The sequence below is a fragment of the Brevundimonas sp. genome (assembly GCF_050729455.1).
GTDB lineage: Bacteria > Pseudomonadota > Alphaproteobacteria > Caulobacterales > Caulobacteraceae > Brevundimonas.
On record NZ_JBOHLI010000001.1, the window covers coordinates 112,568 to 127,168 of the forward strand.

General features: G+C 66.6%; 12 protein-coding genes. 9 read left to right on the forward strand and 3 right to left on the reverse strand.

What is annotated here, in order from left to right; all coding sequences use genetic code 11:
* Positions 1–7 precede the first annotated feature (7 nt).
* The 3 genes from ACREEF_RS00480 (at position 8) to ACREEF_RS00490 (ending at position 3,049) form a co-directional block, all read left to right on the forward strand.
* On the forward strand, positions 8–1,351 hold the full coding sequence (locus ACREEF_RS00480; protein WP_431563675.1) for a TonB-dependent receptor domain-containing protein: 1,344 nt from the start codon (positions 8–10) through the stop codon (positions 1,349–1,351).
* 87 nt (positions 1,352–1,438) lie between these two features.
* Positions 1,439–1,900, forward strand: a complete 462-nt coding sequence (locus ACREEF_RS00485) for a nuclear transport factor 2 family protein (protein ID WP_431563646.1) — start codon at positions 1,439–1,441, stop codon at positions 1,898–1,900.
* A gap of 138 nt (positions 1,901–2,038) precedes the next feature.
* Complete coding sequence (locus tag ACREEF_RS00490; protein ID WP_431563647.1) at positions 2,039–3,049, forward strand: alpha/beta hydrolase family protein; 1,011 nt, start codon at positions 2,039–2,041, stop codon at positions 3,047–3,049.
* Positions 3,050–3,312: 263 nt separating this feature from the next.
* Here ACREEF_RS00490 and ACREEF_RS00495 read toward each other — a convergent pair whose 3' ends face one another.
* The gene (locus tag ACREEF_RS00495) at positions 3,313–5,004 is read right to left on the reverse strand and encodes an alpha-amylase family glycosyl hydrolase (protein ID WP_431563648.1); all 1,692 of its coding nucleotides are present in this window, start codon (positions 5,002–5,004) and stop codon (positions 3,313–3,315) included.
* 135 nt (positions 5,005–5,139) lie between these two features.
* Here ACREEF_RS00495 and ACREEF_RS00500 point away from each other — a divergent pair, with 135 nt between their 5' ends.
* From ACREEF_RS00500 to ACREEF_RS00510, 3 genes are all read left to right on the forward strand, one after another.
* Positions 5,140–6,321, forward strand: coding sequence for an acyltransferase family protein (locus ACREEF_RS00500; RefSeq protein ID WP_431563649.1), 1,182 nt, complete (start codon positions 5,140–5,142; stop codon positions 6,319–6,321).
* A 137-nt stretch (positions 6,322–6,458) separates the two neighbouring features.
* A complete protein-coding gene (locus tag ACREEF_RS00505) occupies positions 6,459–7,595 on the forward strand; it encodes a TonB-dependent receptor plug domain-containing protein (protein ID WP_431563650.1) in 1,137 nt (378 codons plus the stop codon).
* Positions 7,484–8,572, forward strand: coding sequence for a TonB-dependent receptor domain-containing protein (locus ACREEF_RS00510; protein WP_431563676.1), 1,089 nt, complete (start codon positions 7,484–7,486; stop codon positions 8,570–8,572). The genes ACREEF_RS00505 and ACREEF_RS00510 overlap by 112 nt, the downstream gene beginning before the upstream one ends.
* 8 nt (positions 8,573–8,580) lie before the next feature.
* On the opposite strand, the gene ACREEF_RS00515 is transcribed toward ACREEF_RS00510, so the two are convergent.
* The gene (locus tag ACREEF_RS00515) at positions 8,581–10,407 is read right to left on the reverse strand and encodes a prolyl oligopeptidase family serine peptidase (protein ID WP_431563651.1); all 1,827 of its coding nucleotides are present in this window, start codon (positions 10,405–10,407) and stop codon (positions 8,581–8,583) included.
* Positions 10,408–10,461: 54 nt separating this feature from the next.
* Entirely contained in the window at positions 10,462–10,926 is a 465-nt protein-coding gene (locus ACREEF_RS00520; RefSeq protein WP_431563652.1) for a hypothetical protein, read from the reverse strand.
* 155 nt (positions 10,927–11,081) lie between these two features.
* Here ACREEF_RS00520 and ACREEF_RS00525 point away from each other — a divergent pair, with 155 nt between their 5' ends.
* The 3 genes from ACREEF_RS00525 (at position 11,082) to ACREEF_RS00535 (ending at position 14,597) form a co-directional block, all read left to right on the forward strand.
* Positions 11,082–12,110 (forward strand): Ldh family oxidoreductase, encoded by a 1,029-nt coding sequence (locus ACREEF_RS00525; RefSeq protein ID WP_431563653.1) that lies wholly within the window; start codon positions 11,082–11,084, stop codon positions 12,108–12,110.
* Between the two features lie 43 nt (positions 12,111–12,153).
* Entirely contained in the window at positions 12,154–13,593 is a 1,440-nt protein-coding gene (locus tag ACREEF_RS00530) for an aldehyde dehydrogenase family protein (protein WP_431563654.1), read from the forward strand.
* A 74-nt stretch (positions 13,594–13,667) separates the two neighbouring features.
* The gene (locus ACREEF_RS00535) at positions 13,668–14,597 is read left to right on the forward strand and encodes a dihydrodipicolinate synthase family protein (protein WP_431563655.1); all 930 of its coding nucleotides are present in this window, start codon (positions 13,668–13,670) and stop codon (positions 14,595–14,597) included.
* Positions 14,598–14,601: the final 4 nt, after the last annotated feature.

Consider the following 14,601-nt stretch of genomic DNA (forward strand, 5'->3'; position numbering starts at 1 on the left):
GGGGCGGATCGATCTGACCGCCCGCTACGGGGTCAACGACTTCGAGAACGTGAACCTGCAGACCGCGCCCATCGTGCGACGCGAGACCGCGTACGAGGAGGAGGGCGCGTTCGGTGAGTTCGGTGCGCTATTCACCCGCCCGGTGAACGACAGCCTGACGTCCGAAACGCGCTTCATCCATGAGTTCGACGCCGAGGATTCCCTCTCCATCGGGCGGTCGCGAGTGGACGGCGTGGTCAGCCCCGAACAACGCTTCGTCAACGAAACCGAGACTTCGGAGACCATTCTGCGCAGCCTTCTGCGCTACGAACATTCGCCCAGCCTGAGCTTCGAGACCGGCGGCGAGGTCGCCTACAACATGCTGGAGACCAAACAGGCGCTCAGTCGCGGCGGCGTCCCCGTTGTCCTGCCCTCCGCCTCGGTCACGGTTGAGGAGACCCGCGGGGAGATGTTCGGCAAGGGCGTCTGGCGCCTGCGGGACAACCTCTCGATCGAAGGCGGGGTGCGCGTCGAGCGTTCCACCATCAGCCAGTCGGGCGACGCGACCATGGAAAAGACCTTCTCCTTCATCAAACCCCGCCTGCTGGCGAGTTGGACCCCCCGGGCCGATAACCAGTTCCGCCTGCGTTTCGAACGGGAGGTGGGGCAGCTGAACTTCTACGACTTCGCCGCCTCCGCCCAACTGCAGAACGACACCGTCAGCGGCGGCAATACGAATCTGTCGCCCGAGCAGCGCTGGGTCAGTGAACTGATCTACGAGCGGCGTTTCTGGGGCGATGGCGTTGTCGGCGTCACCTTGCGCCATGATGAAATCAGCGACGCCATCGACATCATACCGCTGCCGGGCGGCCTGACGGCGGTTGGCAACATCGGCGATGGCACGCTGGATCGACTGGCGGTGAACTTCCAGGCGCCGCTGGACCGGTTCGGCTTCAGCGGCGGTCGAATCAGCGCGGTGAACACCTGGAACAGCTCCAGGGTCACCGACCCGGCCACGGGCAAGACCCGTCCGATCTCCGAACTGCGCAGAAGCAATGCGACCATCAGCCTGGCGCAGGACATCAAGTCCTGGAACCTGCAATGGAACTTCGCCTGGAGCCCCCTGATCGGCGAAACCAACTACGATCCGAACATACATTTCTCGTGGCGTGGCCACGACTATATCGAGGCCTGGATCGAGTACAAACCGTCGCCGACCCTGTCGCTACGCGCCCACATCAATCTCTGGGACGACTTCTACCAGACGCGTATTGCCTATGCTGACCGTACGACCCAGTCGATCAACTATATCGAGACCCGAAACATCGATCCGCGGACCTATTACTCGCTGCGTCTGCGCAAGACGTTCTGAGCGGGAACATCCCTCTTGATCGCGGGGCGGCACCTTCGCTGTCCCGCGCATCACCGAAGTTTCAAAACGCATACAGGGGATGAACCCATGCTGTTTAAAGCCACCGTTTTCGCCGCCGTCCTGATGGCCGGTCCCGTTGTCGCCCAGGAACACTGGGTCGCGCACAAGCCGGAGGTCGCCGCTCTCGATGCGGCTGTGCGCGTCCCATTGGAGGCCTATCTGCGAGGTCAGGCCACGGGCGATCCAGTTCAATTCCGTCAGGCCTTCCACGAGGACGCCCAGTTGTGGGGGCTGCGCGGCGGGACCCTGATCCGCATGACCGATGATGACTATATGGCGCGCGCCGGCACTGGTCGGCCCGCCGATGACGAAGCCATGCGGCGGCGCTGGATCGAGACGGTCGACATCACGGGCGATGTGGGGATTGCAAAGATCGTTCTGGATTATCCGACGGCGATGGTCGCCGACTATCTGCAACTCATGCGGGTCGATGGGCGCTGGCAGATCGTCAACAAGATGTACCTGGTCGAGCCCAAGGCGCCGAACTGACGGCAACGCCCATGCGCTGGCCCTTCCCGAGATCGGGAAGGGTCGGCCGGGCCGTGAACGCACCATGACCGCGAATTCACTTGAGATGGTCGCCTACGGCTCGCCATCAGACATCGTGAAATCATCAAGAGGCAGACCATGCGAATGTTGTTGGCCGCCGTTTCGGTGCTGCTCGCCAGTCCGGCGGTCGCGCAAGAGGCGGTGACTGCGGCCCAGTTCGACAGCCATGTCGCTCGCGACGCGGCCTTCGGCGATGTCGCGTGGCACGTCGACAATGTGAATGCAGGGACGAAGGGGCCTTTGATCGTCTGGTTACCGGGTTCCGGCGCCTATCCTCATTTCCAGAATTTCAGCGATGGCGGCCGGGGAACGAGCTTTCCCCGCGAACTGCTGACCTTCCGTGATCGCGCCCATTTCATGCTGATCGACAAGCCGGGCCTTCCCTTCGTCGCAGACATGCAGTTCGACGAATCCAACGGACGCCCGATCCCACTGGACAATCCCGCCTACCGGGCCGGAATGTCGCGCGACAATCTGATTTCCCGCACCGCGATCGCCATTGCTGCGGCGCGCGAAGCCTTGGGCGACAAGGTGGATCGTGTGGTCGTGATCGGCGGATCGGAAGGGGCGCAATACGTCTTCGCCGTGGCGGGCCTCGCCCATGCGGACAAGGCCGTGGCCTGGGGCGGGCTCGCACTGCCGCAGTACTATGATTTCGTCATCGAGCAGCGTCTCAGGGCCGAAAGAGGCGAGATGACTCGCGCCGAGGCGCAGGCGTCCGTCGAAGAGGTGTTCGCCTCAATCAAGGCGATCCAGGCCGACCCGCTCAGCCTGGAGGGAGATTTCATCGGTGAACCCAATCGGCGATGGTCGGGCTTTGGGCCCCATGCGGTGGTCGACGACATGCTGGCTCTGGACGTCCCCCTGTTGCTCGTCCAGGGAGGCAATGACCCCAAGGCGCCCATCATCAATACCGATTTCGCCATGGTCGCCTTCCTTTCTCGCGGGCGCACCAACCTCGAATACTGGGTCTATCCGGAAGTCGATCACGGATTCCGAGCACCCGATCCGAACGATCCGGGGAAGACGATCTCCATCGCCGGAGAAATCTGGGGGCGTGTCTGGGGGTGGGTCGTGGCCGAACCCTAAAAGCGGCCTACGTCATGAAGCTGCGGGTGTGAGGTATCGCCCAAATCCCGCTCCCGCACCCAAACACTCGAAAAGCCCCGCAGCCCAAAGCCGCGGGGCTTTAGCGTTATGGGCTAGGCCCGCGACGCTCGGGATGGGAAGGGCCTCTGCAAGTCGAAGGCGCGACGGATGGCGTAAAAGTCGGGGGGCTCGACAGCTTCGCAAGACCCATTATGCGCAATGAGCGGTCATTGCCATAAGGGTCTTGCAAGGGCTGTTTCTGGCTAGCGTAAAGCGGTCCCTCCCGCTTGGGGGCCAGGCGTCGCGGCTTCGAACAGGGCGAAGTCTCGCGCGCGCTCGCAGGTGATCTGGCCTGCGCTCACCTGGCACAGGTCGCCCGAATAGGCGTCCCGCACAGCGCTTCCGTCGACGAATACGCCGCCGGCCGGGGTCCGGCTAAAGGGCGCATCCGGCGCATGGGCGACGACGACTGCATCGGATCCGGCGTCCGTATCCAGGCTGCGGGTGAAGACGTAGGGGCTGCGCGAGAGCTCGACGTGACGCCCGACGCCGATCGCCGGATGCGCCGCGCGGAAGCGGCTGAGGCGACGCCAGTGTTCCAGGATCGCCTGTCCCTGCGCGGTGTCGAGGGTCTCCCAGTTCATCAGCGTGCGCAGCCGCGCGTCGCCGGTCGCGCCGGCCGCCACCAGGCGGCGGTCCAGTTCGTCTCCGTAGTAGATCTGGGCGGCGCCGGGCGCGAGCATCAGTTTGACGGCGTTCTCGAACGCGTTCTCGCGGGTCGGATCGAGAGGAGACGGATCGTCGTGGGAGTCGATGTAGTTCAACATCTGACGCCCCTTGAAGGGCCCATCGAATTCATTGGCGTAGAGCGCGAACAGATCGGGCATCGGCTGGCGAGCATGGCTGACGAAGCCCATGTTGACCATGGCGTCGAAGCCGTAGTCGAAGAAGTCGATCCGACGGTCGCCGTAGTTGTAGTCGCGGTTGATCGCCCGCTCGAAGTCGTCGAGGCCGAAGTTGAACACCTCGCCCACCATGTAGAAGTCCTGGTTTTCGGCCAATGCCTCAGGATGGCGCGCGCGCCACTCGGCATGGGCGCGCCGGGCCTCGACGCTCAGCGCCGCCCAGACTTCGGGGTCCGTATGTTTGGCGGTGTCCACACGGAAACCGTCAACGCCGTATTCCCGAACCCAGTCGGTCAGCCATTTGATGATGTAGTATTTCGGGGCTCGCGGATAACCGGTCCGGGCGAAGAAGGCGTCCAGCTCTGCGACCTCCTGGTCAAGGCGGTTTTCCGCGCGCCACTTCTCCACCAGGAAGGGCGGAAGCGGCGCATCGGCGTCGCTTTCCGTTCGGATGTCCTGCAGGCCGGCGGCGATCAAGCAGGCGGTCGTACCGGCATAGGAGGCGTAGTCGCAGGGCGGCCCGGTGCGCACCCAGTCGTCGGGCCAGGCCGGGTCGTCGCCGCCGGTCGGCGGCCCCGCGTGGTTGATGATCACATCCACGATGACGCGAATATTCTGGGCATGGGCCTGACGCACCATTTCGGCGAAGTCCGCCTCGGTTCCGAAGGCCTGATCGACGGTCGTCCAGTCTTTGGGCCAATAGCCGTGGAAGGCGTAGGAGCGGCCGAATTCCTGCTGTGGCTGCCGCACCTGCTCGATCAGCGGCGTGGTCCAGATCGCCGTGACGCCGAGGTCGCGAAAATAGCCGTCCTCGAGCTTGGTGATGACGCCCCGGATGTCGCCGCCCTCGAATGAGCGCAGCGTGTCGCCGTCCTTTTCCCGTCCGTAGGCGGCGTCATTGGAAGGATCGCCGTTCACGAAGCGATCCGTCATCAGGAAATAGATGGTCGCATTGCCCCAGAAGGGGTCTGCCTCCGCCGCCCGGCTCGCGGGGGCTGCGGCCAGAACCAGGCTGGCAATGATCGTGCTCAGGCAAAACCGTTGGCGCATCTTTGGCGTCCTCCCTTTGATGGAACGCTATTCTTTTTAGAAAATTGTCGCAATAATCTTGATCGCCGAGGTCGTGTAAGGTCGGAATCTTCAGATCGCGCGCCGAGAATTAAAGAAACTGAGGGGGTGGGGCGAATGCAAGAAAATGCAAACGAAAGGGTCGGCGCTGCAGATCTGCCGGCCCTGACGGCGTTGAGGGGCGTTGCCGCCTTGGGTGTCGCCCTGTTCCATATCAACGTCTGCCTCTACTACCGCGAGATGGGGACGCTCCTGCCGAAGACCGCCAGCGGCGTGATCGCCAACGGCTATCTCTGGGTCGACCTGTTCTTCATCCTGAGCGGCTACGTCATCCATCACGCCTATCGCGAGCGCCTGTCGTCGGGGCGGCTCGGGGCCAGGGCGGCGGCCTTCTATCGCGCGCGCTTCGTCCGCATCTATCCGCTTCATCTGGTGCTGACCGCCCTGCTGGTGGTCGCAGCGACGGTCGCGGGCGCGCTCTGGCCGATGCTGAAGGACGGCAGTTGGGAGACCTTTTTCGCCTGGTCGGCTTTGCCAAGCAATCTGCTGCTAACCCACGCCATGAACCAGCACAGCTACCTGTCGTGGAACATCGTGTCCTGGTCGATCGCCGCCGAGTGGTGGTGCTACGCTGCAGCCCTGCTGGCGGTCCCCTTGATGGTCCGCTTCGGCCGTTGGTCAGGCGCGGCCTGCATCGCGGCGGGTGTCGCCATCCTTGTCGGGCTCTACTTCAGCCTGGGGCGGGGCACGCTGGACATCACCTACGACTTCGGGATCGTGCGGTGCCTCGGCGGCTTCCTCATCGGTCTCGGCCTCTATCAGATCTGTCGCGTCGATGCGTCGCTTCCGGCTCGCGTGGCGGACGGCCTGGCGGCGGCTTCCATCGCCGGAGTTGTCGCGGTGATGCATGTCGGCGGGCTGGACCTTCTGGCGATCCCGCTCTTCGCCGTTCTGGTGGCCGCGCTGGGCGCTTCGGGCGGGTGGACGCACCGGTGGTTCTCCTCGTCGATCCTGCAGTACCTCGGCCGGATTTCCTACTCGATCTACCTGGTCCACGGTCTGGTCTTCCTGGGCTTCTGGTATGCGGCGCCCGCCCTGGGATGGCAGTTGGATACGCCGGCCAAGGCTTGGCTCTTCGCGGCTGCCTTCCTTGCGCTGACGATCGCGGGAGCGTGCCTGACCTATCACTTGATCGAGGCTCCCAGCCTGAAGTGGGCCCGAAGCAGGCGTGCGTCCGCGCCGCAAGATCGTCGGGCGCAAGCTCCCGTCAGCGAGGCCGAGGCGCTCCAGACCGAGTGAGCCCCGCCCGCTGCGGCCCGAGCGCGAAGGCGCTTGACCGCCTTCGGAGAACGTGGTCCGGGCGAGGCTGGACAGAGTTGGTATATTGTATACGGTATATCGCATTCGAAATACGTTCTGGGGGAGGGATGGTTTTCATGAGTGCGATGAAGGAACAGCCGGCGGTGATCGGGCGGTGGAGAAAGCGAGCTTTGATTGCGGGCGTCAGTCTGGGCGCCTTGGCCGCGCCGATGGCGGCCCAGGCTCAGAACGCGCCCGCGACGGAGGGTGTTGAAGAGGCGTCTCAGGTCGACGAGGTCGTGGTCACCGGGTCGCGCCTGCAACGCAGCGGTCTGAACGCGCCGACGCCCACGATGGCGCTGAGTGCGGAGATCATCGAAGCCAAGGGCATCACCAATATCGCGGACATCCTGAATGAGATGCCGCAGGTGGCGACGGGGCTGTCCAACGCCAACACCAGCTACAGCTTCGGCAATATCGGCCTGAATCAGGCCAACCTGCGCAACCTGGGCGTCCGCCGGACCCTGACCCTGGTGAACGGCCGGCGTCGCGCGGGCACGCCGGATGATTCCAACTTCCTGGCTTTCGACCTCGGCAATATTCCGGCGGCCCTGGTTCAGCGCGTGGAGGTCCAGACGGGCGGCACCTCGGCGGTCTATGGCGCCGACGCGGTGGCCGGGGTCGTCAACCTGATCCTCAAGGACGACTTCGACGGCGTTGAAGCCAACGTCCAGTACGGCTCGGACGAGGGCGGCGACTACGACACCCTGACCTACGGCCTGACCGCTGGGGTCAACCATGATCATGGCAACGCCGTCCTGCATGTCAGCCGCACCGAAAGCGGCGGACTGACGCGCGGCGATCGGAACCTGGGCACCCGCTACGCCTTCGTGTCCAACCCCGCCAACACCGGCCCGAACGACGGCATTCCGGCGCGCATTCCGATGCGCGACCTGCGCTTCGCCTATTTCGCCCTGGGCACGCCGACGGGTTATCTGCCGTTCGGCCCCGGCGGCGCCGAGGCGGATGTGATCTTCGATTCGGCCACCCAGACCTTCCGCCCGATCAAGGCGGGCGCTGGTTCGAGGCCCTGGGCGCCATCCGCGATCCTTTGTCGGGGAACATCGTCTGCCGCAGCGTCGAGGCGCGGGCCCGTGGTTGCGTGCCGGTCAATATCTTCGGCCAGGGCACGATCTCGCCCGAAGCCGTCGACTACATCCGCGCGGACCACACCTCGACCACGGAGACCAGCCAGACCCTGCTCCAGGGGCTGATCGCGGGCGATCTGTTCCAGCTTCCGGCCGGCACCCTGAAGGTTTCGGCGGGGGCTGAATACCGCAAGGACGAGATCGACTTCCGTCCCTCCTACGTCTGGGAGAAGGCGCAGGGCTTCTTCGCCAGCCAGTTCTCGCCCATCCAGGAGAGCAACTCGGTTCGCGAGGCCTTCGCCGAGGTCCTGGTCCCCGTGATCAAGGACCAGCCCTTTGTCCATTCACTGGAATTCGAAGGCGCCTATCGCGTATCCGACTATGAGCGCGCGGGCACGGTCGAATCCTGGAAGCTGGCCGGTTCCTGGGCGCCGATCCCGGACATCCGCTTCCGTCTGACCAAGGCGACGGCGGTGCGCGCCCCGTCGCTGGGCGAGATGTTCAACCCCGGCAGCCGCGGCGCCGAGGGCCTGAGCGACCCGTGCGACCCGACCCTGCTGGACAGCGGCACGACGAACCGCCGCGCCAACTGTCTGGCCCTGGGCTTCGATCCGGTGACCTGGGACCCGAACACGCGCCGCATGACCACCCTGGTCTTCAGCACCGGCAACCCCGACCTGGGCGTCGAGGAAGCCGACGCCCTGACGGTCGGGGCGGTGGTGCGGCCGCGCTTCCTGCCGGGCTTCGCCTTCTCGGCCGACTACTACAGCATCAAGCTGGACGGCGGCATCGACCGCATCGGCGCCCAGCAGACGGTCAACAATTGCGTCGACCTGCCGACGCTGAACAACCAGTTCTGCGACATGCTGACCCGCAGGCCGGACGGCAATCTGTACGAGGTGCGCGACAGCTATATCAACGTCGCCTCCTTCGAGGTGGAGGGCGTCGATTTCGAGGCCACCTATCGTGCCGAGATCGCTGACCTGCTGGGTGAGCGGAAAGGGGGGGCGGCCGGTCGGCCGCCCCCCCTTTTGTTTCGGGCGCAGGATGCGGACATGAAAAAAGGGCGGACCCTGTGGTCCGCCCTTTTCATTTGTGCCTGACGGCCCGGTCAGTCGAACGGCTTCATCGGATAGGCCGCAGGCGGGGTCTCATGCAGCAACTCCTGCACGAAGAAGTCCCAGCGACGGCGCTGGTAGTAGGGCACCGAGTCCAGGAAGTGGTCGGCGTTCGGCACCATCAGGAAGTCGAAATTCTTGTTGGCCTTGCTCAGGGCGTCGACCAGCCGCAGCGAGGCCAGGGGCGGCACGTTCTCGTCCAGTTCGCCGTGGGCCACGAACAGGCGTCCCTCCAGCTTGGGAGCCCAGGTGATGTTGGAATTCTCGTCGTAGAGCGGGCCCAGCTCGCTGCCCATCCACTGTTCGTTCCAGGTCGCCTTGTCCAGGCGGTTGTCGTGGTTGCCCGAGGCGGTGACGCCGACCTTGTAGAACTCGGGATGGCGCGTCATGGCGCGCACCACGTCATAGCCGCCGGCCGAGAAACCGTAGATCCCGACCCGCTCGGGGTCCATCCAGGGGTTGCGGGCCGCGACGGCGCGGATGCCGGCGATGTGGTCCTCCAGCCCCACGGCGTGCAGGTTCTTGTAGGCCGGCTGCTGGAAGGCGCGCGAGCGGCCCCAGGTGCCGCGTCCGTCGATGGTCACGGCGATGACCCCCAACTGGGCGACGGAGTTGGCGTTGCGCCCGATCATCGCGGCCTCGAAGGACTTGGGCGTCATCACATAGTGCGGCCCGGTGTAGATGTCCTCGATGATCGGATAGCGCTGGGCGGGGTCGAAATCGGCGGGCTTGAAGACGGCGCCGTAGAGAGGCGTCACGCCGTCGGCGGCGACGGTCTGGAACGGCTCGGGCAGGCGGTAGCCGGCGGCCAGATAGGCGCCGACGTCGGCGCGGCCCAGCTCCATGACGATGCGGCCGTCGCTGGAGCGACGCAGGACCGAGCGGGTCGGCTGGTCGATGGTCGACATGTTGTCCACGAAGTAGCGCCCGTCGGGCGAGACCGAGACGTCGTGGTCCAGCGCCTCGGGCGTCAGCAGGCGCGGCTGTCCGCCCGCCGACGGCGCCGAATAGAGGTGGCGCAGATAGGGGTCGCGTCCCGTCTCGCGGCCCGAGCCGACGATCAGAACGCGCTTCGCTTGATGGTCGACGCCGGCCACCGACCGTGCGCGCCAGTCGCCCGAGGTCAGCTGACGCCGTGCGCCCGTCGTCGCATCGACGGCGTAGACATGGGCGTAGCCGTCGGGATCGGCGGTCCAGAAGTGGGTGTTGGACTTGTCGTCGTAAGTCCAGAAGTGGCCGTAGAAGTCGACATAGGTGTCGGAGCGATCCTCGGTCAGCAGCCGCGCCTCGCCGGTCGCCGCCTCGATGCGGTTCAGCTGCAGGGCGCCGTAACCGCGCGCCGGAGCGCGTTCGAATACGGCGCGGCTGTCGGCGCTCCATTCGTACCAGGGGCCGCCGTAGTAGAGGACGGGCCTGGCCGGGGTCGCCATGGGGATGCGCCGCCCGCTCTCGACCTCGAAGAAGACGCCCTCGGCGGTCGGCGTCTCGGTGTCGCCCGTCAGGGGGTAGAGGTAGTCCAGAACGCGCGGAGGGCCGCCGTCCTTGGGCGAGGATTGAACCAGGGACAGTCGCCGCGCATGGTCGCGGTCGATGCGATAGGTGGCGATGAAGCGGGAATCCGGCGACCAGCGGATCGCCGGGCGCGCGGCGGGTTGGGACGTGCCCTGGGCCGCCATGTCCTTCAGGTTGATCAGGGGCGTGGCGTAGGGCGAGGCGGCGCCGTCCTGGGTCAGCCGTCGCTCGGCGCCGTCCGCCGTCGAGACGATGATCAGGTCGCCGTCGCGCACTTCGGCGCGCCAGCGGCCGTCGGGCGAGGCCACGCCCTTGTCCGCCTCGGCCGCCGCCTCGACCGCGCCGGACGCGGGATCGAAACGTCAGTTGCGGCCGTCATGGCTGAACTCCAGCCGTCGGGTCTCGGGGTCGAGCTTCAGCCCCTTGAGCTGCAGGTCCTTGCGCGCCAGCGGCTTGCCCGAGGCGGCGGCCAGGCGCGCGGTCAGGGCGTCGTGGTCGAACAGGGGGCGGGTCCGACCCGAGGTCGGGTCGACCAGCACGTAATCGCGCCCCTCGGCCGTGCGGCGTTCGAACCAGAACTCGGCGGCGTCGCCGATCCATTGCGGTCGCACGCTCAGGCCGAAGATCAGTTCGTCGACGTGCTGGGGCAGCACCGCCTCGGCGCGGGCGTAGACTGCGGCGGATATGGGAGCAGGCATGGGAGAAGGCATGCAGGCGGGCGCTGCGGCCTCGGTTCCAGCGACGGCGGGCGGCGCGAAGACGGGTGCGACGGCCAGCGGCGCGGCGCTGCTCATCAGCAGCACGGCCAGGGCGGATAGACGCTTCATGAAGTTTCCCCCTTAAAATCAGATACAGTATTCGATAATGGGGTGGTGAAGCCGATCGCCTCCGGCGTCAAGCGCGCGTTCTTGCACGCGCCTTGATGTTCCAGCGCTGCTCGGCAGTATCGTATACGATTGTATTGGCGGCCGAGGGGCGTTCCGTGAGCGTGTTTGAGAATGAAGAGACGGTCGACCTCTCGATCCAGGAGGTTTTCGATCTGTCGCGGCGGGTGCTGATCGCCGCCGGCCTGTCCGTGCCGCACGCCGAGGCCGTGGCCCGCGCCCTCACGGCGGGCGAGCGCGACGAATGCGCCTCGCACGGCCTCTATCGTCTGCCCGGCTGCGTCATGACCATGCGATCGGGCAAGATGTCGCTGGACGCCGAACCGGTGATCGAGGACGTCTCGCCGGCCCTGGTGCGCGCCGATGCGGGCTACGCCTATTCCCTGCTGGCCTTCGAGCGCGCCGCGCCCCTGCTGGTGGAAAAGGCCAAGGCGGTCGGGGTGGCGGCCCTGGTCATCAACAACTGCTTCCACTTCTCGGCCCTGTGGCCCGAGATCGAGCATCTGACGGGGATGGGTGTGGCGGCCCTGGCCATGACGCCCAGCCATTCCTGGGTGGCGCCGGCGGGCGGCAAGCGGGGCTTGCTGGGCACCAATCCCATCGCCTTCGGCTGGCCGCGTCCGGGGGCGCACCCCTATGTCTTCGACTTCGCCACCAGCGCCGTCGCGCGCGGGGACATGTCGCTGCACGACATCGCCGGCAAGCCGATCCCCGAGGGCTGGGGCGTCGACGCCGAGGGGCGGCCCACGACCAGCGCCCGCGCCGCCCTGGACGGGGCCATGCTGACCTTCGGCGGGCACAAGGGTTCGGCCCTGTCGACCATGATCGAGCTGATGGCCGGGCCGCTGATCGGCGACCTGACCAGCCGCGAATCCATGGCCTTCGACGACGGCGCCAAGGCGGCGCCCATGCACGGCGAACTGATCCTGGCCTTTGATCCGGCCATCATGGGCGGCGGCGATCCCGAGGCCAACGCCGCCCGCGCCGAGGCCCTGTTCGCCGCCTTCGCCGACCAGGGCGCCCGCCTGCCGTCGCAGCGCCGCTACGAGGCCCGCGCCCGCAGCCTGGAGCGCGGGGTGCGCACGCCCAAGGTTCTCTACGACCAGATCATGGCCCTGGGCTTCTGACGTCCTGCCGTTCCGCCTTACCTGCCTTCACGAAAGAAACCCCATGACCGCCCCCATCGAACTGAGCCACTGGATCAACGGCGAGCGCCGCGGGGGCGGAAAGGTCGAGAGCCTGAACCCCTCGGACACGCGCGAGGTGGTGGCCCTGGCGCCGAACGGCGGCGCGGCCGAGGTGGACGAGGCGGTGGCGGCGGCTTCGGCTGCGTTTGACGGCTGGGCCAACGCCTCGCCCGAGGTGCGCTCGGACGTTCTGGACCGGGCCGGGGCCTTGCTGATGGAGCGCCGCGAAGCCGTCGGCGAACTGCTGTCGCGCGAAGAGGGCAAGACCCTGGCCGAGGGGATCGGCGAGACGGCCCGCGCCGCCCGCATCCTCAAGTATTTCGCCGGCGAGGCCCTGCGCCTGCACGGCCAGAACCTGGCCTCGACCCGGCCCGGCGTCGAGGTCCAGACCTATCGCCAGCCGGTCGGGGTGTTCGGCCTGATCACGCCGTGGAACTTCCCCATCGCCATCCCGGCGTGGAAGGCGGCGCCCGCCCTGGCCTTCGGCAATACGGTGGTGATGAAGTCGGCCAGCCACACCCCGGCCACGGCCGAGGCCCTGGTCGCCATCCTGCATGAGGCGGGCCTGCCCAGGGGCGTGCTGAACCTGGTCATCGGCGGCGGGCGCGTGGGCCAGGCCATCGTCGACCACAAGGATGTGGCGGGGGTCAGCTTCACCGGCTCGCAGGGCGTCGGGGCAGGGGTCGCCGCCGGGGCCGTCGCCCGTCAGGCGCGGGTGCAGCTGGAGATGGGCGGCAAGAACCCGCTGATCGTGCTGGACGACGCCGATCTGGAGCGGGCGGTGGCCATCGCCCTGGACGGCAGCTTCTTCGCCACCGGCCAGCGCTGCACGGCGTCGAGCCGTCTGATCGTGCAGGACGGCATCCACGACCGCTTCGTCGCCGCCCTGGCCGAGAAGGTCGCCGCCTTGCGCGTGGGTCACGCCCTGGACCCGAACACCCAGGTCGGCCCGGCGGTCAGCGAGGATCAGCGCGAGACCTCCTATCGCTATATGGAGCTCGCCGCCTTCGAGGGAGGGCAGGTGGTCGCGGGTGGCGAGCGCCTGACCCGGGACACGCCGGGCTGGTACGTCCAGCCGACCCTGATCGCCGACACCGATCCGGCCATGCGGATCAACAAGGAAGAGGTCTTCGGCCCCGTCGCCTCGACCGTGCGGGTGAAGACCTACGAAGAGGCCCTGGAGGTCGCCAACGGGACCGCGTTCGGCCTGTCGGCGGGCATCGTCACCCAGTCGCTGAAGCACGCCCGCGACTTCCAGCGCCGGGCCAGGGCGGGCATGACCATGGTCAATCTGGCCACCGCCGGGGTCGATTATCACGTGCCCTTCGGCGGCACGAAGGCCTCCTCCTACGGACCGCGCGAGCAGGGCTTCGCCGCCGCCGACTTCTTCACCCAGACAAAGACCAGCTACAGCGCGGGATGACGGCTATTCGCTTGACTTCGACGTTATTTGAATATCGTATACGAAAACAGAATCTGCTTTAGGAGGAATGGCTTATGGCCAAGGCGAAGCTGGACTGGACCGGGGTCATCCCGGCGGCGACCACCCAATTCGACGAGGGGCTGGCGGTCGATCTGGACGCCACCCAGAAGGTGCTGGACGGCCTGATCAAGGACGGCGTCGACGGTATCATCGTCATGGGCACGGTCGGCGAGAACAACTCGCTGGAGCCCGAGGAAAAGCGCGCCGTGCTGAAGGCGGCGGTCGAGGTGGCCGACGGTCGCGTGCCGATCATCACCGGGGTCAGCGAACTGACCACGCCCCGCGCCGAGGCCTACGCCAGGGACGCCGAGGCCATCGGCGTGGACGCCCTGATGGTGCTGCCGGCCATGGTCTACATGCCGTCGGCCGAGGAACTGGAGGCCCACTTCCGCGCCGTGGCGGCGGCCAGCGGCCTGCCCAACATGCTCTACAACAATCCGACCATGTATCGGATCGCGCTGACCAACGCCGACCTGAAGCGCCTGTCGGACGTGCCGAACATCGTGGCCCTGAAGGAAAGCGCCCCGGATTCGCGGCGCATCACCGACATCCTCAATGAACTGGGCGACCGCTATTCCGTCATGGTCGGTCTGGACGACGTGGCGCTGGAAGGCCTGGTGCTGGGCGCCAAGGGCTGGGTCTCGGGCCTGACCAACGCCTTCCCCGAAGAGTCCGTGGCCCTGGTCAAGGCGGTGAAGGACGGCGACCTGGCCCGCGCGGTCGAGATCTATCGCTGGTTCATGCCGCTGCTGCACCTCGACGCCGTGTCGGACCTGGTGCAGTCGATCAAGCTGTCCGAGGCCATCATGGGCCGCGGGACCGAGCGGGTTCGCATGCCGCGCATGCCCTTGACGGGCGCGCGCCGGGCTGAAGTCATCGCCATGGTCGAGAAGGCGGCGGCGACGCGGCCCGTCGGCACGGGCAAGGCCCTCAAGATCGTCTGATCCG

Bases quoted from the DNA above. Each gene is read 5' to 3' on its own strand.
- ACREEF_RS00520 (WP_431563652.1), bottom strand. From the start codon at position 10,926: ATGAAGCGTCTATCCGCCCTGGCCGTGCTGCTGATGAGCAGCGCCGCG.
- ACREEF_RS00485 (WP_431563646.1), top strand. From the start codon at position 1,439: ATGCTGTTTAAAGCCACCGTTTTCGCCGCCGTCCTGATGGCCGGTCCC.
- ACREEF_RS00505 (WP_431563650.1), top strand. From the start codon at position 6,459: ATGAGTGCGATGAAGGAACAGCCGGCGGTGATCGGGCGGTGGAGAAAG.
- ACREEF_RS00490 (WP_431563647.1), top strand. From the start codon at position 2,039: ATGCGAATGTTGTTGGCCGCCGTTTCGGTGCTGCTCGCCAGTCCGGCG.
- ACREEF_RS00495 (WP_431563648.1), bottom strand. From the start codon at position 5,004: ATGCGCCAACGGTTTTGCCTGAGCACGATCATTGCCAGCCTGGTTCTG.
- ACREEF_RS00530 (WP_431563654.1), top strand. From the start codon at position 12,154: ATGACCGCCCCCATCGAACTGAGCCACTGGATCAACGGCGAGCGCCGC.
- ACREEF_RS00535 (WP_431563655.1), top strand. From the start codon at position 13,668: ATGGCCAAGGCGAAGCTGGACTGGACCGGGGTCATCCCGGCGGCGACC.
- ACREEF_RS00500 (WP_431563649.1), top strand. From the start codon at position 5,140: ATGCAAGAAAATGCAAACGAAAGGGTCGGCGCTGCAGATCTGCCGGCC.